At 36.6% G+C, this 18,745-nt stretch carries 26 protein-coding genes; 3 read left to right on the top strand and 23 right to left on the bottom strand.

Annotation, left to right across the window (positions count from 1 at the left end; genetic code table 11):
- Positions 1 to 939 precede the first annotated feature (939 nt).
- Complete coding sequence (locus tag N7Z68_RS22885) at positions 940 to 2,358, bottom strand: Na+/H+ antiporter NhaC family protein (RefSeq protein WP_275120746.1); 1,419 nt, start codon at positions 2,356 to 2,358, stop codon at positions 940 to 942.
- Between the two features lie 296 nt (positions 2,359 to 2,654).
- Here N7Z68_RS22885 and N7Z68_RS22880 point away from each other — a divergent pair, with 296 nt between their 5' ends.
- Positions 2,655 to 3,140 (top strand): CBO0543 family protein, encoded by a 486-nt coding sequence (locus N7Z68_RS22880; protein ID WP_275120745.1) that lies wholly within the window; start codon positions 2,655 to 2,657, stop codon positions 3,138 to 3,140.
- 113 nt (positions 3,141 to 3,253) lie between these two features.
- Here the strand turns inward: N7Z68_RS22880 and N7Z68_RS22875 are convergent, their stop codons facing one another.
- The 15 genes from N7Z68_RS22875 to N7Z68_RS22810 form a co-directional block, all read right to left on the bottom strand.
- Complete coding sequence (locus tag N7Z68_RS22875) at positions 3,254 to 3,943, bottom strand: SDR family oxidoreductase (RefSeq protein WP_275120744.1); 690 nt, start codon at positions 3,941 to 3,943, stop codon at positions 3,254 to 3,256.
- A gap of 71 nt (positions 3,944 to 4,014) precedes the next feature.
- On the bottom strand, positions 4,015 to 4,500 hold the full coding sequence (locus N7Z68_RS22870) for a hypothetical protein (protein ID WP_275120743.1): 486 nt from the start codon (positions 4,498 to 4,500) through the stop codon (positions 4,015 to 4,017).
- A 158-nt stretch (positions 4,501 to 4,658) separates the two neighbouring features.
- Positions 4,659 to 4,814: a YjcZ family sporulation protein gene (locus N7Z68_RS22865; RefSeq protein ID WP_275120742.1), complete on the bottom strand. Its 156-nt coding sequence runs from the start codon at positions 4,812 to 4,814 to the stop codon at positions 4,659 to 4,661.
- 219 nt (positions 4,815 to 5,033) lie between these two features.
- Positions 5,034 to 5,735 (bottom strand): DUF421 domain-containing protein, encoded by a 702-nt coding sequence (locus N7Z68_RS22860; protein WP_275120741.1) that lies wholly within the window; start codon positions 5,733 to 5,735, stop codon positions 5,034 to 5,036.
- A 96-nt stretch (positions 5,736 to 5,831) separates the two neighbouring features.
- Positions 5,832 to 6,128: a hypothetical protein gene (locus N7Z68_RS22855; protein WP_275120740.1), complete on the bottom strand. Its 297-nt coding sequence runs from the start codon at positions 6,126 to 6,128 to the stop codon at positions 5,832 to 5,834.
- 106 nt (positions 6,129 to 6,234) lie between these two features.
- Positions 6,235 to 6,690, bottom strand: coding sequence for a hypothetical protein (locus tag N7Z68_RS22850; protein ID WP_275120739.1), 456 nt, complete (start codon positions 6,688 to 6,690; stop codon positions 6,235 to 6,237).
- A gap of 266 nt (positions 6,691 to 6,956) precedes the next feature.
- Positions 6,957 to 7,508 (bottom strand): hypothetical protein, encoded by a 552-nt coding sequence (locus N7Z68_RS22845; protein ID WP_275120738.1) that lies wholly within the window; start codon positions 7,506 to 7,508, stop codon positions 6,957 to 6,959.
- A 53-nt stretch (positions 7,509 to 7,561) separates the two neighbouring features.
- Positions 7,562 to 7,912, bottom strand: coding sequence for a DUF3997 domain-containing protein (locus N7Z68_RS22840; RefSeq protein WP_275120737.1), 351 nt, complete (start codon positions 7,910 to 7,912; stop codon positions 7,562 to 7,564).
- A 614-nt stretch (positions 7,913 to 8,526) separates the two neighbouring features.
- Positions 8,527 to 9,003 carry a DUF4825 domain-containing protein gene (locus tag N7Z68_RS22835; protein ID WP_275120736.1) on the bottom strand — a complete coding sequence of 159 codons (477 nt, stop codon included), beginning with the start codon at positions 9,001 to 9,003 and terminating at the stop codon, positions 8,527 to 8,529.
- Positions 9,004 to 9,152: 149 nt separating this feature from the next.
- Positions 9,153 to 10,016, bottom strand: a complete 864-nt coding sequence (locus N7Z68_RS22830; protein ID WP_275120735.1) for an alpha/beta fold hydrolase — start codon at positions 10,014 to 10,016, stop codon at positions 9,153 to 9,155.
- 17 nt (positions 10,017 to 10,033) lie between these two features.
- Positions 10,034 to 10,201: a DUF6366 family protein gene (locus N7Z68_RS24420; RefSeq protein WP_373323217.1), complete on the bottom strand. Its 168-nt coding sequence runs from the start codon at positions 10,199 to 10,201 to the stop codon at positions 10,034 to 10,036.
- Complete coding sequence (locus N7Z68_RS22825; protein WP_275120768.1) at positions 10,198 to 10,800, bottom strand: DUF3885 domain-containing protein; 603 nt, start codon at positions 10,798 to 10,800, stop codon at positions 10,198 to 10,200. Before N7Z68_RS22825 ends, N7Z68_RS24420 begins: the two co-directional genes overlap by 4 nt.
- Positions 10,801 to 10,965: 165 nt before the next feature.
- Positions 10,966 to 11,631 carry a hypothetical protein gene (locus N7Z68_RS22820; protein WP_275120734.1) on the bottom strand — a complete coding sequence of 222 codons (666 nt, stop codon included), beginning with the start codon at positions 11,629 to 11,631 and terminating at the stop codon, positions 10,966 to 10,968.
- Positions 11,632 to 11,737: 106 nt separating this feature from the next.
- Positions 11,738 to 12,160: a DUF3139 domain-containing protein gene (locus N7Z68_RS22815; protein WP_275120733.1), complete on the bottom strand. Its 423-nt coding sequence runs from the start codon at positions 12,158 to 12,160 to the stop codon at positions 11,738 to 11,740.
- Between the two features lie 121 nt (positions 12,161 to 12,281).
- Positions 12,282 to 12,569, bottom strand: coding sequence for a hypothetical protein (locus N7Z68_RS22810; protein WP_275120732.1), 288 nt, complete (start codon positions 12,567 to 12,569; stop codon positions 12,282 to 12,284).
- 377 nt (positions 12,570 to 12,946) lie between these two features.
- Between N7Z68_RS22810 and N7Z68_RS22805 the strand changes: the two genes are divergently transcribed.
- Together N7Z68_RS22805 and N7Z68_RS22800 are read left to right on the top strand one after the other, a co-directional pair.
- Entirely contained in the window at positions 12,947 to 13,144 is a 198-nt protein-coding gene (locus tag N7Z68_RS22805; RefSeq protein WP_275120731.1) for a helix-turn-helix transcriptional regulator, read from the top strand.
- Between the two features lie 3 nt (positions 13,145 to 13,147).
- Positions 13,148 to 13,540 carry a hypothetical protein gene (locus tag N7Z68_RS22800; protein WP_275120730.1) on the top strand — a complete coding sequence of 131 codons (393 nt, stop codon included), beginning with the start codon at positions 13,148 to 13,150 and terminating at the stop codon, positions 13,538 to 13,540.
- 151 nt (positions 13,541 to 13,691) lie between these two features.
- On the opposite strand, the gene N7Z68_RS22795 is transcribed toward N7Z68_RS22800, so the two are convergent.
- The 7 genes from N7Z68_RS22795 to N7Z68_RS22765 form a co-directional block, all read right to left on the bottom strand.
- Positions 13,692 to 14,240 carry a DUF7010 family protein gene (locus tag N7Z68_RS22795; protein ID WP_275120729.1) on the bottom strand — a complete coding sequence of 183 codons (549 nt, stop codon included), beginning with the start codon at positions 14,238 to 14,240 and terminating at the stop codon, positions 13,692 to 13,694.
- A gap of 223 nt (positions 14,241 to 14,463) precedes the next feature.
- Entirely contained in the window at positions 14,464 to 14,844 is a 381-nt protein-coding gene (locus N7Z68_RS22790; protein WP_275120728.1) for a hypothetical protein, read from the bottom strand.
- Positions 14,845 to 14,988: 144 nt separating this feature from the next.
- On the bottom strand, positions 14,989 to 16,185 hold the full coding sequence (locus tag N7Z68_RS22785; RefSeq protein ID WP_308447243.1) for an ABC transporter permease: 1,197 nt from the start codon (positions 16,183 to 16,185) through the stop codon (positions 14,989 to 14,991).
- 37 nt (positions 16,186 to 16,222) lie between these two features.
- On the bottom strand, positions 16,223 to 17,149 hold the full coding sequence (locus N7Z68_RS22780; protein WP_275120726.1) for an ABC transporter ATP-binding protein: 927 nt from the start codon (positions 17,147 to 17,149) through the stop codon (positions 16,223 to 16,225).
- 185 nt (positions 17,150 to 17,334) lie between these two features.
- Positions 17,335 to 18,054: a tubby C-terminal domain-like protein gene (locus tag N7Z68_RS22775; protein WP_275120725.1), complete on the bottom strand. Its 720-nt coding sequence runs from the start codon at positions 18,052 to 18,054 to the stop codon at positions 17,335 to 17,337.
- Between the two features lie 86 nt (positions 18,055 to 18,140).
- Complete coding sequence (locus N7Z68_RS22770) at positions 18,141 to 18,497, bottom strand: hypothetical protein (RefSeq protein ID WP_275120724.1); 357 nt, start codon at positions 18,495 to 18,497, stop codon at positions 18,141 to 18,143.
- 56 nt (positions 18,498 to 18,553) lie between these two features.
- Entirely contained in the window at positions 18,554 to 18,730 is a 177-nt protein-coding gene (locus tag N7Z68_RS22765) for a hypothetical protein (protein WP_275120723.1), read from the bottom strand.
- Positions 18,731 to 18,745: the final 15 nt, after the last annotated feature.

Here is an 18,745-nt window from a genome sequence, read left to right as displayed (position 1 = left end):
CTCTGGAGATAAAATTAGGAGAAGCTGTTAATCATTCGCTCGCTTTCGTGTGCGATGGAGGAAATATTTAGGAGGACCTGTCAACGATTGGCTTACTTTCGTGTGCGGGAGAGGAAAATCCTAGGGAACTCGTCTACGTATCACTCGCTTTTGTGTGCACTAGAGGAAGATATTAGGAAAAAACGTCAACGCATCACTCGCTTTCATCTGCGGTAGAGGAAGATATTAGGAGAACTCGTCTACGTATCACTCGCTTTCGTATGCGGTGGAGGAAGATACTAGGAGAACGCGTCAATGAACCACTCGTTTTCGTGTGCGGTAGAGGAAATTATTAGGAGAACGCGTCAATGAACCGCTCGTTTTCGTGTGCACTAAAGGGAAATATTAGGAGAACTCGTCAACGCATCACTCGCTTTCGTGTGCGGTACAGGGAAATATTAGGATAAAACATCAACGAATTACTCTCTTACGTGTGCGGTACAGGGAAATATTAGGAGAAACCGTGAACGAATCACTCGCTTTCGTGTGTGGTAGAGGGAAAGATTAGGAGAATTCGTCAACGCATCGCTCGCTTTCGTGTGCGATAGAGGAAAAGATTAGGAGAACCTGTCAACGCATCACTCGTTTTCGTGTGCAGTAAAGGGAAATATTAGGAGAAACCGTCAACGAACCGCTCGTTTTCGTGTGCGCTAGAGGAAAAGATTAGGAGAACTCGTCAACGCATCACTCGTTTTCGTGTGCGGTAGAGGAAAAGATTAGGAGAATTCATCAATGAACCGCTCGCCTTCGTGTGCGCTAGAGGAAAAGCCGCTAACTAATCACACTCAACTGTGCTGCCAATGCTCCAAAGGGTGGACAATCCTTAGCCTGCGAGCCAGTCCAACCAGATTAATCTTGGGTCGGACTGTCTCACACAAGCTACAGCCTGCAAAGAAGCGCCTAATACAGAAAAGTAACAACCGAATAAAGGACAACGGTAATGGCCGCTGCAATCAATGCCGGCTTCAACTTATATTTGGCGTATTCAATAACGGAGAGGTTCAATATTTTAGCGATCGTATTCGTATCATCACTTAGTGGTGAGGCAAATGCCCCGAACGCACCACTTGCGAACACTGCACCTACGACTAAAGGCAGTGAAACATCTCCTACAATCGCAAGTGAAATTCCTAGAGGCATTAAAATCCCCCAGGTCCCCCAAGCCGAACCGATAAAATACGAAACGGCAGCTCCGAAAATAAAGATGAGTGGTGCAATAAACATTTGCGGGATCCAACCCGAATGAGCCGTTACAAAAGCTGAAAACCCTAAGTCATCTGTAATTGAAGACAGTCCCCAGACAACTGATAATAACAAAATAACCGACATTAATTCATTGCCGCCTTCCATAAAGCCAGCGATCAGCCGATCCAACTTAAATCGTTGCAGTAAGTAAAAGGCCATCGACACTAATACAGTAATAAGGAGCGCGATCACCATCGCATCGAGTACTTCTGCTTTAATAAAAGCTTCAAAGAAGTCATAGCCTTTTTGAGAGCCATCCCACCACGTGAGAAATAACGTCAGACTGATCACCAGTACTAACGGTAACAGTAAATTCATCGGTTTGATCGGTAACTCATTGGCTACCGCCGGGTGACAATCATGCCAGTCATCATTATTGTCATCTGCTGTTTTTTCATCAATTTGTGTTGGCGCGTCTGATTTTTTCTTTGAATGGTGAAAAAAACTCAAGTAAATCCCTAGGAGTATTGTAACAATCGAAAAGAAATTAAACGGGATACTTTGGATAAACAGAGAGTAAGGATCAACATTAACCCCTTGATTCTCAGTCGCAATCTGGATAATCGACACCATGTAACCGACAAATGCCGTAGCAACAGGAATTAAGACGATAACTGGAGTTGCCGTCGTCTCGATGACAAACCCGAGCTCTGCTGTTGTCATTTTGATTTTTTTCAGTAACGCCCTCATGATCGGCGCAATCGTGACAAAGCGAAAAGTCGGCGCTGCAAACGTACCAATCGTAGACACATACGTTAAAAGCAATGCTTGTTTCCGCGTTTGGATTCTCTCAGCAGCTTTTTCTACAAAACCTCGAATTCCACCTGTCATCTTAATCATTCCAACTAAGCCGGAGAACGCATAAAGAAACACAATAATTTTAATATTATTGGGATCAATGAGTGCTTGAACCACGTAAACGAATAATGTTTGAATACCGCCGATAATCGTAGGTTCCATTAGATAGGATCCAACTAATAAACCTAAGAATAGGGCTGGCAGTACTTGTTTGGTGTAGATTGCTACCGGAATGACGACTAAAAACGGTATAATTGAAAACCAGCTTGTATCCATCTCGATCACCTGCTTCAGTCATTATTGTATCTATGCCATAGTTATTGGTCTAACTATTGTGTGATGGAGATGGAATATTATACTTACTTATATATTTAAAAAGCCGTCACTCAATTGGAGTTAGCAAACTTCTAAAGGTTAATAAGAACTGCTGTGTACACTTTTAAAATGCTTTTATGATACCAAACCAAATACTTTTATGTACAACCCAAATACATAAATCCATTTGCAAGCGCAAATAATAAAAGCAGGAAAAAGTCCTGTATATCATTAATTCACAAGAAATGGATGGTCATATGTTTAATAAACTTGAGAAAAACATCTTAAAAACTTTAGTTGCTCTTGTTCTTGTCATTATTCCCATATCAATCATCGGTAAAGAATATCGAAAATGGTTATTATGTTTTTTTCTTAATTCCTATGCCAACACATTTGTAGCGCCAACTTTAGCTTCGAAAGGTTTTTTAAAATATCCAGTTAGGCTGTTTCCATCCATCTTTAAAAGCAGCATCATTTATGATTATTTTTTATGTTCAACGATTACGATCTGGTATTGTAGAACTACTTTAAAAGATAATTGGATAAGGGCTTTTTGGAAAGTTTGGCTCTTTGCGATGCCACAAGCCATATTAGAAGTATTTTTTGAAAGAAATACGAAACTGATTAAGTATAGTAAAGGTTGGACAGGTATTCATTCTCTAATTACAATAGCTGCCGCTAAATTTACGATTCGTACAACTGTAAAACTAATGGACATCGCAAATTCAAAAAACAAGGCATAAGGCGAGTTACACACTCGCCTCTCATATTTATGTTGTAACACCAGCATAAGTGAATTGAGATGAGACAAGTCCATTACTTAGAATCACTACTCTACCCTATGACAGTACTCATTTTACGGCCTAATAATAACCTCTACTTGCCCCGCATCTTTCCCGGTTTTAATGACAGATACGACTTGTTCTGCTACCGTTTCAACGGTTAAGCCGGATGTCTTTTTCGCAGCGGGCACCCCGCCGAAATCCGTTTGAACTAAACCGGGCGACACCGTTGTTACACGAATCCCATGTTTTTTTCCTTCTTTATTCATCGTATGAGACAACCCCAGCAGCCCCCATTTACTTGCGCAATACGCAGACGCTTTTTCGGTCGTATTGTAGGCAAGATCAGATGCAATATTAACAATCTGTCCACCTTCACCCTTCATCATCTTTTTATAAACCGCTTGGCTGCATAGAAATGCCCCTTTTAAAATCGTATCCAATTGACTATCCCAATCTTCTTCCGTCATTTCTTCAAATGGCTTCCACACGCCAACACCGGCATTATTCACTAACGTATCAATCCGGCCATACTTTTCATCAACTTTTTCAACGACTGCTGCCACTTGTTCGCTTGAAGTAATATCACATTGATAGGCCTCTAATTCCCCTAAACCATCCATTGTTTCTTTAAGGTTAGTGATTGACTCTTCGTTTTTCGCCAATACAATGGTTCTAACTCCTTCAGTTAAAAGCAGCTTCACGATGCCTGCTCCAATCCCTCTTGTTCCTCCAGTTACAATCGCTGTTTGATTTTTCAGCATATACAGCACTCCTTTAAAATTTTTAATAGTTATGTAATTTCATGAGTCCGAATTTAGGATGTAAGAATGATTTAAAGCTCATCAGCCGGAACAACCAATTCCACGTCTAACACTTCTAAAATTTCTTCAAATAACCGCCCAACATCACGATGAATATAATACGTTTCTTCCCGAGTTGGATGTACGATAAACCCCTCTTCAGATATCCAAAATCCCGTATCGACTGGACCAGATTCGGACAGGTCTTCAATAAAAATGACAGTATACTCAGGACGTTTATGTAGTAATTTTTTGACGACTTGATCTTTTGCTATGGGTTGAAACGGGACGTCACTTATGATCTTTTTAACTGCATTTATTTGTTTTGGCTCTTCAATAATTTCATCAACTGAAGCTGTTGCTCCTTCCTGAAAAGGTGACTCAACCTCGTATATTTTACTAATAAGAAGTCCTTCAAAGTCTCGATCCAAAACTTCTGTCACCGCTGTTTTTTCTTGGCCGCTACATGCTGAAATTAGGAAACTACTACAAAGTAGAAGTAACATCATAGTTTTCATTTTATATGCCCCCTATACCCCATTCATTTTAACACAAATTTCCTTTTTATTTAACTTTAAGTAATAAACGTGACTTAGTGGACACAAAGAAAAAAAGCACTCTGCCTTGAGTGCTTTTCTCCCTATTTTTTTATTGAGTTGCTCTAACCTTTAACTAATTAATAAAATCCGCCAACTCCATAGCCCATTCCTGGTCCTGCACCATATCCTACTCCTTTACCGGCTCCAGCCCAACTTGCCCCGATAATAATAATTAGGATAAATAATACGACCAATAAAGCAAAGCCACCACCATATCCAGCTACTGCACCCATCTTTAACAACTCCTTTTTTAATAACTTTCCCTCCTAGAGTATGTAAACATATGCCCGAATGTTTAGGCTTTTGTTCATGATTGGGTACAAAACATGATTTTAAAGATGAAGAATTTATGGCAATGTGGTCAGCCCATCCTACTATGATAAAAGAACAAGCTGCTTTAAGATGTGTACTACAGGGTACTCACTTTCCCTTTTTACCGTCCTATTCGACCTTTATTTTTGATCTTTATTAGGCAGATCATCCCTCACATCAATGTATACATTTCCCAGTTCGTCTATCTGTGCAAAGAAGACGTCTTCTACATTGGGTACATTATAAGTTTGTAAAACTTGGCGAACCCACGTCATATCCTTTCCTAGCAGCTTTAAACTACTGGAAAGGACTTTACCATCAATTATAAAAGCTTGTGAAACTCCACGACTAATTTGTATATTTTGGACGTCTTTTTGCATTGCATTTAAATAAGGAGGTTTAGCCAAAGCCGTAATCGTTCCATCTGTTTCTAGATAGGCCGTCTCCACTTGATCAATGTAAAAAAAGCCTTGCTTTCGCAAACCAGTTAACAGCGCGTCCACCGTAAGTCTGACCTTTTTTAGTCCCTCTTCATAAATCTCCCCATTTTTGATTAAGTACGTCGGCTCATCCTCTAATACTTTCCTGCCAAGAAAAGATTTAATAGCCCCTAAGCTGCTTAAAAATGTATAAAAGCAAAATAAAATTAAACCGACCATTCCAATTAAAATCGGAACATCTGGTATTAACATGGAGCTGGCGACAACAGAACCGATCGTAATGCCCGCGACAAAATCAAAAAAGGTCATTTGCGCAATGAGCTTTTTATTAAGAAGACGACAAAGAATATAAAGAATAATGAAACCAACTGTTGTTCGGATAACCATCTCAAGTATAGACATTTTATTACCGCCCTTTTTCGTTACTCTAACAGAAGGATAACCGAAAGGCTTTAAATTATACGCTTAAAATAACCAACGTTCCTCATACCCTAACTGTTATGGACCAAAAATATACGTTCCCCAGAAGAAGTAAAATGGTAGGAAATATAGAATGACAATAGCTAAATTACCAAAAAAACCTATTCTCCCTATCATTTTGGTCACTGATTTCAATGAATTCGACCTTAGTTGTAACCAACCTATAGAACCAATCATTAAACCGAAGACACTAATCCCATAAAAAACGATATAATTTGAGTCAAACACAGTAATGTCGAGTAAAGCACTGGATAAGGAAAAAAGTAAAAGGATAAATCCCAACCAATTACACGTCTTTACAAATATCTTTTCCATATAGTTTCTCCCTTTTTTCATCAACACCAATTATATGGTCCTTTGTTTTCTTATTTAGACTTAATAAAAACAGTAACTTCCACTCTAACAACTACTAATGCCTCGGTTACCTTAACAACCACGGTACATTCATTTGAATTTCAAACTGTAGTGTTGGCTTAGGAAACCCATCTGGAACTAACACTAAATCTTCACTGAAACCTATATCAACACTATGATATTCCACAAAACTAGGTGTCGAAACTTCACTACCTTTCTTGGTAGGTACCCATATTTTAGGTCCTTCAATTATACTGCCCACCATGTGATAGAATGCACCGTATAAATGGGTACCATCTTGATTTTCCATATACTCAGAAACCTCACCTTCTTTGCGAGGGTCGATGCCAAGTGAATGAAAAAGGTCTCCTATCTCTGAAGGAAACTGGTCACAAGCTAAAACATAATTAGCACAAAAATCACAGTCACACCCTTCGGTGATTAAATGAAGCTTATCGTAAAATTCTGTTGTTTTATCAACATCTACCTCGATCGTCCAAGGGCCTATTGCTAATTTTTTCATAATTTATCCCTCTAATCACTTTAACTCTAAAACTTAAAATCTACTACTACGTTACTTTAAAAGCACTTGCTTTATACTTTTAATGATCCCAACCTACTAAAATATGACCAGTATTCCAGTGGCTACTTTTAGTATGACAGTTAGGAATTTGGTCAGCGACTGGCTCGGGAATTGTACGATGAACTTCAACTGTCCATTTACGAATTTCATTTGTTCAAAAAGTTGAACGTCCGTCATAATGCTCATTCCCTTTACAAAGGCAGAGATTATTCAATTACTATTTCCTCGATAATGTCACCAGCAGTAGAAAACCCTGTGACCTTAGAGCCTAAAAAGTCTTCACCAGAAATTAAAAACCAAAACTTATCATTATTGTTATATTCCACGATTGTAGCTTCATATTCACTTCCATATCTCGTGATCACTCGTACTTCCGCAATGTTAGGGTCTACTATTTTTCCTCTTAGTAAATCTGTATATTCAGACAAATAATGTCGTAAACTTGTATGTCCCCCATTTAATTTCGATTCCTCTAAAAGTAGCAAGCTGCCGCCACCAACAATTTCCCAACCCCATAGTTTTTTCTTCAATATGACATTCCCAAAAGATGCTTCTTCCTCGTGCCCCCATTCATAAAATGCAATGGCATTCTTACTATCGAGTATTTCAATGTGGGCCAAAACTGTCAGTGGGTACCCTAATGAGTAAACAGCCTTTTTAATTTCTTCGTCATCGTCTTTTTTTAATGTCCCACTAATCAAAAAAATGCCAAGAATAAGTACAAACATAGCAACAACCCATATGATTTTCTTTGACATAAAATGTCTATCTCCTTAGTAAAACTTAATTGTAAGGTAGCTATTTGATATCCTCAAGTTTTCTTTAATGCTAGACGATTAGATATGCCTAACTCATTTCTTTTGTCCCTAAAACCCTCTTCATCTAAAGGGCCAAATACGTTTCCAGACTTAATTTCTACTATCCAAAAATGAACATCTTCACTATTAGGGATTTGATAACCATTATTACTATTCGGGTCTTCTTTCAAGCCCACTTGCTTTGCAAGAATATATGTATCGTCCCAAGCGAGCTCAGTAACTTTCGTTGGAATGATATTACTCCCCCAACTGGTATCACTAGTTTTTGGGGCTATCGTCACTTGGTGTGCTGATGTTCTTACAACCGAATAATTTACAGGTAGGTCTATATCATAATCTCCCAAGCCTGCACAACCTTATAATAGAACTAAAGACAAGATGACTGTTATCAAATAATGGGATGTTTGTGTTTTAGTCAATTTCTCACCTCATGGTTGTTTAATGGTGATAGTGCTCGCCATATTTTCTTTTTTCGATCCTACTTCTTACACTTTATGGAAATATCGAGCCATATTCCCTGCTTTCGATCCCACTTCTTACACTTTATGGAAATATCGAGCCATATTCCCTGCTTTCGATCCCACTTCTTACACTTTATGGAAATATCGAGCCGTATTTCCTGCTTTCGATCTCACTTCTTACATTTTATGGAAATATTGAGCCATATTTCCTGCTTTCGATCTCACTTCTTACACTTTATGGAAATATAAAGCCATATTTCCTGCTTTCGATCCCACTTCTTACACTTTATGGGAATCCCAAGCCACATTTCCTGCTTTCGATCCCACTTCTTACACTTTATGGAAATCCCAAGCCATATCCTCCCTTTTCGAACTTTATACAACACAAAAAATACATAATTTAACAGCTAATACTCTTATATTACCACGAAAAATTATTTGCTACATTATAACTCCAACATAAAAGCGTTAATTCTACTGAATTAACGCACTCCGTTCTAGAATAAGTGATTTATTTTATTTGTGTCTTCTAAGTTTTCTTCTATCAGTTCTCTTAGTTCATTTTCGGTTTGGATTTCACTTAATTCTTTACCATACCACTCTTCCAGTTGTTCTTTCGTAATTGTATATTCGTCTATATCCGAATTAAATGTGATCCAATCGACATTTTGTACTAACGTAAATAAAAAAGTAGCATTGTGTATCACAGTTTCTCGGTACTCTTGGTCTGAATCTAAGCTATCATAATTCAGAATTATTCCATACGGTTCTTCGCTAGTTTTCAGTTCAAAACCGTTTAAATACTCTGCTGCAGGTAACTGATTAGCAATGTTTCCTACTGCATTGTTATCACCGACAAACGAATTTTTATATTGAAAAATATCTTCATTCGTATCTGTAGCATTTGAATTACACCCACTTAATAAAAGCATTACCATTAGTGAAAACAACAGAAACTTAATTATTTTTCTCATATTTATCTCCCCCTTTTTATCTCGACCTTCACCTCAATTATATCGGAAGAGCTTTGAAAAGAGATTACTTTTATATCCAAATCCCTAAAATATCCACATTTATAAATGTATAATTAAAATGAAGCATGGAGACAGTTCCCCATGCTTTGTCAGGCCTCATTTAATGCATTCAAAATTAGCTTATTTAATACGTCTGGCTGTTCGTGGTGAATCCAGTGCGTCGCTTCTTGTACCATTGTCAATTTTCCGTCTTTGCACAGTTTCATGCTTTCTTTTGCAAGCATTAACAGTAAGAAATGATCTTTTCTTCCCCAGATCATTCGAACAGGTACTGTCACTGGATCATTCGATATTTGCCCCATAGTTCCCGCCCTTATTGCTCGGTACCAATTCAACATACTCGTCAAGGCATTTCGTTTGGACCACGCAGCTTCGTATTGCTGAAGATCCTCGTGTGTGAAAGCCCCGGTATTAGAGGAGATACGCATCATATTTTTCATAGCCTGATAGTGGTTAGCCGATAGAAGCTTTTCCGGAATCTTCGGTGTTTGAAAAAATAAAATGTAAGAACTCCGAAACATCTGGGTCGGGTGCTTGATCACGTTCCTCATAAAAATAGCTGGATGAGGTACATTAATTGGGATGACCTTGTCCACGTAGGTCGACCGTGTTGAGGCCAAATGCCATGCCACTAAAGCTCCCCAGTCATGGCCGATGATCGTAGCCTTTTCCCTGCCAAAAAACTCGATCAAGCCCATCACATCATCCCTTAGTTTATCGATCGTATACTCTTCCACGTCTGTTGGCTTCTCGCTCAAATTATAGCCCCGCTGATCAGGAACAATGACACGATAGCCCGCTTCTGCCAATGTACTGATTTGCTTCCTCCATCCATACCAAAACTCAGGAAATCCGTGAAGCAGGATAACGAGAGGACCTTCCTCTGGACCTGCAACAGCTATATGTAAGGAAATACCATTTGTTTTTATTAAACGAAAATCTATGTTTTTCATTATCAAGTCCCTCCTATCTATAGGATGGGCTCGGCGTTACGTTTCATACTGAATTTATGTAAAATATGATGCAATGATAAAGCTGTTATGATGACAAGGATAAGATTGCAAGTCCCTTTCCAGCCTAAACTTCCTACTACATCCGTAAGCTCTGCTGCTGTTGCAGAAACGCCTCCATAGCTCAATTATCATCTTTAAAAACTTTATCTATTTTTTCCCGGTCATAATCTAAGATCCAATCATTAAATTGCTCATAATAGGGCTGAATGGTCTCCGACTTGGCGGAAACCAAATCACTTCCTCTAGAATCATAAATATAGTAAATCAATTCTTTGTTGATATTAATAAGGAATAATTCTGCCACTTCGCTGTCTAAATATTTCCTTATCAGATTTTTATTCAAATCTTTTTTACGACATTTTAAAATCATACGATTCGCTTTTTTTTCCTCTACAGGTTCGTCATCATCTAGATATGGGTTAATAATAGGATAAGAAGTAATAGACCATAATACCTTTTTATTTTTTACAATTGACGGAAAGAAACCTTTTTTCTTTAATCGTTGATCATAAACATTAGAAACTACATACATTTCATCACTAGAGTCAAATAAAGCATCATAGAGGCTGTTGGCACGAGCCAAAACATGTTCTATATACTCCTTTTCACTTTGCAAGTCATTATTTTCTAATTCAAATCGGATACCAATAGGCCAATTATAAAATAAAGGTGAACACAGTTCTAAATTCGGAAATTTCTCTTTCATATACCTGTCTAATTGCATGTTCAAACCTCAATCCCCTTAGTATAATTAATTCCTTAGCGTATGCTGCTAATCATTTATCTACTGTTTTAAATCCACAACAAGGACAAGTATATTTCATATATGTTCTTCACAGTCGTTAAGGCATAAGTCTTGGTGACAAATCACCTGCGTTACCTTAAATTACTAATCTGCAAAACTCCTTAAAGAAATCAGAACGCCTTCGTGATGAAGCTTCCTATAATTAAATGGGATATTACTCACTTTTTTGTATTTTTCATTCCAGATCAGTTGTATGAAATGGGAACTATTTTGTAGAACATCGTTAGGTAACATATTCTCAAACTGGTAACACTCGTTCGGATATGTTTCAGTGGAATTAAATAAATCAAGGACATTTACCTCAAACCCAATCCCGCCAACTTTAAAACGATAAACCGAAAATAAATGGATAAGCAGGTTTGTAAAATCTACATATTCCTCTTCGTTAATACCAATTTGTCCCCATTCCTTAGCATCAGAGGTTGAGCCATAGAACCAAAAATTGACCAATAGATCATTGGAAGAAAACGTTTCTATTTGCAAGGTCGCTTTTCGTCTTCTAGTTAGCTGAACGTACAAATGTAATTTTAATAAGTGCATCATTGGGGTTGTAGAGTCAGTCTCATCAAACGGTTCCCCTTTAAGAAAACAATCTATCTTTTCATCGATATTCTCATCAACTAATTCTATCTTTTCTGGTAGAAGCGATAGATTATTTAATATTAAATTAACGAGTTTCTTTTGATCTTCTCTTATCTCCATTAAAAAACTTACTTCAAGAAAAGGTCCACCTTGCAGCCATTCTGACATAGACATAATCACCAACTTTAGTATTTATCCTCTTGCTACAACAATAGGAACTACCATTTGCAACAAATCCTCAACTAATGCTGCCCGTTACTTGAATTTCATAGTTTTATCTGTTATCTAAATAGCCTATACATTTCTTTTCACTGTGATTGGTTTTTTCTGTCTTCATTTCTCCATATGTATTACTCGTAATTAATGTTTCTTTTTCACAAAATTGCACAACATTTTTCCCTCTCTTTGTCACCCCATACAGGTATTCCAATTGAGGTTCATCTTTGAAAATCACTTTGTAATGACCATGATACACACTATTATTAATCGTATGTTTTGTTTCCATATACGATTGTTTCAATATATCCTCGTCACTATAACCCATTTCTTCTAAATGTGAAGGAATATATTTGTTTACAAGATACTTGTGATAAGGATTCCCATTATTAAGGACATAAATAAAGGCAAAAGGAATCGAGACCATTCCCAAGAAGACAATGGTTAAAATAATGATTACAACATTTTTTTTAGTAAACAAGCCAATCCCCCCTTCTTTTTTCGTCTTGTACCATTAAAGCTGTTAAAATACCAGCTTTGCTAGCTGAACAGCGATAGCCTTTTATTAAGCTATTGCACTTTGTTGAATAAAAGAGTTACGATTAATCCTCTTGGACATCAACTATATTATAAAACTTATCAACAATCGGGTGAATATCAGGTACTGTATAATAGTAGTTATCATTTACTTGCGTTAGCCCAAACTGAAATGTATATTCGTCATCTTGGGATAGAGTAATGGAGTAACGCCAGCCAACTCCGACTTCTTGATTATCTTCTGGTATAAACTTGATATCCTTTATTTCATCGATAAAACTCTCAATAACAGCGTGGTCATCAATTATTTTCATATATCCAGTACTTCCATCTACAATTATTATCCTAGACACATCTATATCTTATCTAAGCTTCTCACATTAGCATAACCATTAATGCCTAGAAGTCCTTCTTTTAGAATGGTGTGATCACACTTTTTACATTTTATCAATTCTGTCATACGCCTCCACTCCTATACGTGTTTTATTCGTTCGTTTACCCATTACTGGAACATGTTCATCTATTCTCCTCCCTTCAAGTAGAATTAAAATTTATCTTTGATAAAAATACTATTTTATTAATCTGCTTCATTAGCACAAAATAGTTGATTAAATCTATTGAAAAAAACGGTCCCTTTAATTTAATACGTGTAAAGGATACTTGACTTTTATTCCAAGTAAATGTAAAGTGTACTTAACGTAAAGTTAACTTAACAATTAAAGGTGATATTATGAAGAATAATATAAAGCACTTGCGTTCAAAGTATAGCTTGACTCAAGATGAACTAGCTGAAAAATTGAATGTATCAAGGCAAACCATCATTTCTCTTGAAAAAGGACGCTATAATCCATCAATTACATTAGCATTTAAATTGTCTCATGTATTTAATTGTCAAATAGAAGATATTTTTATTTATGAAGGGGAATAGGATATGACCATAACTAATAATGTGAAAAAAAATCAAATCACCTATTATTTTCTAGGTATACTCCTAACAGGATTAGGTATTTACTTAAATTTCAACTATATTATCAACGGTGTGTTTCCAGTTTCAATCATTATATTTGCTATAGGGATAGCTCAACTTATGTATGCTTACCTATTTCCACATCTATTTCCAAAGGATGAACGAGCTAAGTCTATTATTGGAAAAGCAATGACAGTTAATTACTTTATACTATTTGGAGCAATTTTAATTCTTTATTTACTAACCAGCTCATTCGGGCCTTTAACGCTTAATGCAAGTCAAGTGCTTGAATTACTTTTTTCCATAATGATTATCGCTATCCCAGGTACGATGGTTATCTATTCTAAAATTACCTAGCTCATCATTTAAGACAAAAGAAGTTACTTCAAATAGTAACTTCTTTTCCATATGCTCATCGTTTCTATAAAAAATAGGAGCATTTATTCAACTCCAGCCATATGAAGAGGTTTTACGTACTAGTTCCACTAACGCATCCAATATTCAAAACTTATTTCATCGAAGATTTCCTCTTATAATCTATGATGAGCCATAAAATTAATAACAAAATTAGTATTATCATAGATAATGGAATTAACCACAAATCTTCCCCTTTTAAATATAAACCCAAAAAGAATATTACAAGTGAAATAATTGGAGCCATTACATAAAAAGGTTTGGCATTATAAAACCAACCATAAGGAAAAAAATGTGCCCCTGTTATTATTGCAAAGAATAGGATAGCATCACTTGGACTAGTTATTATCCCCCAAAAAAGGATTGGAAAATAGATAACTTGAGCCAGATTTAAATATAAACCTAAATCACCTAATGGATTATTTTTAAGTCTCCAATCAGCGTGAATTAATGAAGAAATTCCAACAGATAATGGGAACATTAAACCTGTTGAAAATAACATATAAATGTTTTTTTGGTGTGTTTCTATTGGTTGTAAAAATATAATTGTAATCATTGACCAAATGACAACAGCAGACAATAAAAAGCCAACCCCATTTTTACCTTTTACAGATAGTTCATTTCTAACTCTTGTTATTTCCAATTGTTATCCCTACTTTCTAATAGGCGTCAAATTTGATGAGTGATTCCCACGACAACTTACTATGCTAGGTTAATGATTTTTCTTAGTAAAAAATAGGAGATACTCCCCATTATCATTCCACCACCAACACCAAGGAAGCTTCCGATCACAATCCAACGACTGGATTATATACCTACCATTAGCATTACTAATCCTAAAAAGAACTAAAAAAAAGAGGCTGCTTTTAACCAACTAAATTCTTTAATATCTTCTTGATAACTAGCAATATATGCAAAAATAATAAAGAGGCTATTATACCAAGTAACAACATACTAAGAGTTTCACCTACAAACCCTTCATTATAGAGCCCGATATAAAAGAAAAAATTAACTATAACCCCACCAATTCCATAGATTACAAGGGAAAGTAGATACTTGTTTGCTTTAACCTTTTCTAGGATAACATCGGCAAGTAATGAAAAAAGAATGCCACCAGTTAAAAAAATAGTTCCAGAAAACATCAAGTAAACTATAAAATACTCCATGGAACCGTTCAAGAATGCTAAACCTAATGAAAATACGATTCCAGAAAGTATTGCTGTTATAACCTTTTCAAGGATTTTCATTCAAACACCTCCTATAGAACAACTATAACCTTAATAACAAACGGTACTCGAAAAATAACGCACCTAACCCCTAGTGCATACAAGAAAAGGAGGAACTGTTTTGACAGTTCCTTTTCCTCATCGCTTTAAAGCCATGATTTAACGCTATACACGCAGCCATTTAATAATTTCGCCTGGCGTTGCGTTTTTCCCGTACAATAAAATACCGACCTTGAAGATTTTTCCTGCTAGTTTCATAAAGAACCAAACACTCAAAATTAAAATTACAATGGCGATGATGACTTCCATCCATGGCCACTCTTCTAACAAAGTCAGGCGTAGAATGAGCACCCCAGGGCTAGTAAAAGGGATGTAGCTACCAATTTGAGCAAATAAGCCACTCGGGTCGCTTAAAATCGGACCAATAAAGATCGCCGGTGAAAACGGCAACATCATAACCATCCCTTGGAAATTGCCTGCTGTCCCAATGTCTTCCATCGTCGCGCCAATTCCTACAAAAATGGCAGCAAACAACAAGAAGCCAAGGACCGCAATCGTAAGTAACACCACTAATTCCGGTACGAATAAATATTCTAGTATTGGTAAATCAAATCTTCCAATTAAGAATGGTAGGATAACAATAATTGAAACGATGGACTGAATCACACCTAAGACAAAATAGCCGACAATTTTTCCTTGCATTAATTCAGATGGTGTTAAAGAAGACAAAATAATTTCTGCCAATTTATCCTTCTTCTCCTGAGAGGCACTTTGGAAAATCGCCATACCCGTAAAAACAATGGAAATCATGATAAATCCAGCAAATGCTCCGGGCACAAGCCGTTCCATGAAACTCCCACTATCTGAGGCTACTAGTTCTTCGCCTTCCGTTGCTCCGAATTCTTCTTCAGCCATCGTTTCATCCATAAATGTGACACCACGTAAAAAAGGGGCTAACTCTTCTACAGACAAATCAAGCGTTTCCAATTGTTTAGCTTGAATTGGCGCGGCTAAAACTTGAAGCTGATTATGAAAGAATACATCGATTTCTTCACTCGTATAAACAGAAACCACACCTTCATTGATTCCTCGCTCATCAATAAAAATAAAGGCGGTGTCTTCTCTAGTGGTTAATTCCTCTAACACCTCTGCTTCTGTCACGTCCGTTTGAGCCATGTTCCAATTTAATTCACTTTCACTTGCTACTGCTTCTAGTTCATTGAAGATTCCCACTTGATCATTGACCAAAACGTGAGTCATTCTTTCATCATTTGAACTACCAAACAAGCTACCTAAAAACATAAAGGCAATAAAAATAATCGGAGTGGATAATAACCCGATTAAATAGGTTTTATTTTTCATGTTTCTTTTAATCTCCCATCTAGCAACCTTCCACGTGTTATGCATCCATCTCACCTGCCTCCATCATTAAATTTTTTCCATTGGCCACATCAATAAATATTTCATGAAGTGTAATTCGATCAAAGACTAATTCTTGAATAGACACGTCATCGGGTAAGTTTTTTAGCCATGTTGCTGGATGAACATGTTTGGATAAATAAAGAATTGACGTATTATCACTTTGCTTCATCCGTTCCACATCTGGTAGCCCTTCTAACATCGAACGCTCATTATGACCTCTAATCGTACATTTGAAGTTGGCATACTCCATTTTCACCTCATCCATCGTGCCATAGATGACTTTTTGCCCTTTAGAAATCATAAACAAACGATCGGCCATTTCTTCTACTAAATTCATCTGATGGGATGATAATAAAATTGCCGTTCCTTGTTTGGCTAATTGACGAATTTCGTCTTTAAATAACTCCTGACTTACCGGGTCCAATCCTGAAAATGGCTCATCTAAAATTAAGAGTTCAGGCTCATGAAGGATCGAAGCGATAAATTGTACCTTTTGCCCCATCCCTTTTGATAGCTCTTCTACTAACACATTCTCTTTTCCTTCAAGATCAAATTTTTTCAAGTATTCTAATGCGCGCTGCTTGGCTTTTTTTAGCGGGTAATCTTTCAGGTCGGCCAAATATAAAAGGATATCCATGACCTTTACATTTTTATATAATCCACGTTCTTCAGGTAAATAACCAATTTTATTCCGTGGAACACCCTGATGCTGGCGAAATGAAATATCTCCCTCATCCGGATACATAATCCCCATAATATTTCGAATCGTCGTTGATTTCCCTGCACCATTTGGCCCAAGGATCGCCATAATTTCTCCCTTATGTACGTCAAACGAAATTTCATGAAGAACTTTCTTGTCCTTAAAATATTTTCCGATCTTGTTCACTGAAATCATCGCTTCCACTTTCCCGACCCCTTTCTATTTTTATAGCTTCATATACAACTACGTAATAAATGGGCAAAAGGTTTCAAATGAAACAAGGAATGCGCTTTGCTTTCCTTCTATTCTATATCTTCTCTCGCGGGTTCTATTTAAAAATACTTCAATAACTAATGCCATGAATCCAAAAGGCGGATAAATGTTGAGTTCTATTTATTATAACGATATGAAAAAACAATCCATCCCATTAACAGAAATGGTTCGTCTTCAACGTTTACTTCACTAGAGTTTAGACTTAATGAACGTACCCCTGTAAGATCCCTTTCGACCTCTCCTATGAGTTCACCGTCTTTTAGAACTTCTATCCGCGATCGAACCGTTCTGGCACGGAATTCATAAACATGTTCACCGATTTCTAGGACCGTATGCTCCAGCAACTTTTTAACGTGTTCTGATTTAAGGTCACTTCTGATTGTTGCTACCTCTGTATTACCTTCCCAAATTGTGTAACGGGCATTTCCTTTCCAGTTCTCTTCACTGGTAACGGTAAACGTGCGACCGTCTTTAAATTGAAATGCCAATTGTAAAAACCATAGTCCAGGTGTACGCATTAAATCAGCTATAATTTTATGAAAGCTCTTGTTGTAAACTCGGTTGTATGTAGCTACTAATTCCTCTCCTTGAAAGATCTTCTTTTCTCCAGTGAGCCATTTGTCTTTCAATGACGTTGTCCATTGTCTACTTGACGGGAGTGGAGAATAATCAGCATCTTTATGCTTTTGCCTAATACTAATCCAAAGAAATAGTGGAGCAGCGCCCAAGAAAATAAATGTCAGTTGAAGCTGTGAGGAATCATATTCTCCTAGGATTGCCCACCTAAGACCAATCCCTGTTAATGCTACAAAAAATAAAGAAATTAATTTTGTCATACTATTTCCCTCCTTTTGGTTTAACATTATTGAAAGGTTTTGTTCTTTAGGTAATGGCATTTAAGGGAAAATTCGTCTTCAATTATTTAATTCAGCATTCCTATCTCATGTTCATCTGTTGTAATAGCACCATGAATAATATTGCCGATACCTTCAAAATGGTTAGCTGTAACTAAAAAAGGCAGGCCGGATTCTGTTGAAAATGTCATTCCAACACTTTGGTTATTGTTATATTTGTATTTTCCATTTTCATATTGATAGACACCTAAAATGTGCTGTGTTTGGTCTAAATAATAAACTAATTGATTTTCTTCATCTTGGTTAATGACCTGAATAGGTGTTTTCCACTTACTTTGAACAGCTTCTTGAAGACTTGAGTACCCCGCGTTACAACCCGATAAAAATAATAAAAAGGTGACAAATAGTAAAAAAATTATCCTCATAAGTTTCACTCCTCTTATTTAAACTAACAATTAGTCAGGTATATATTATTAATCTTTCATTTTCGGGAAAAGTAGTATCTTGCGTTAATAAAAAAGATCGTACCAAAGAAAAACAGAACGATGACCAGCCAACTTGCAATACCTGAGTATTCGCCATTCAATGTATATTCACTGATTAAATTAACAAAAACGATTAATGTCATCACAACATACATACTTAGTAAAAATTTCAATTCATTACCTCCTCG

Origin of the sequence: Alkalihalobacterium chitinilyticum (assembly GCF_029028005.1) — a bacterium.
Taxonomy (GTDB): Bacteria; Bacillota; Bacilli; order Bacillales; family Bacillaceae_F; genus Alkalihalobacterium; species Alkalihalobacterium chitinilyticum.
The sequence above is the reverse complement of the archived record's forward strand: the minus strand, read 5'-3'. Positions and strand labels throughout refer to the sequence as shown.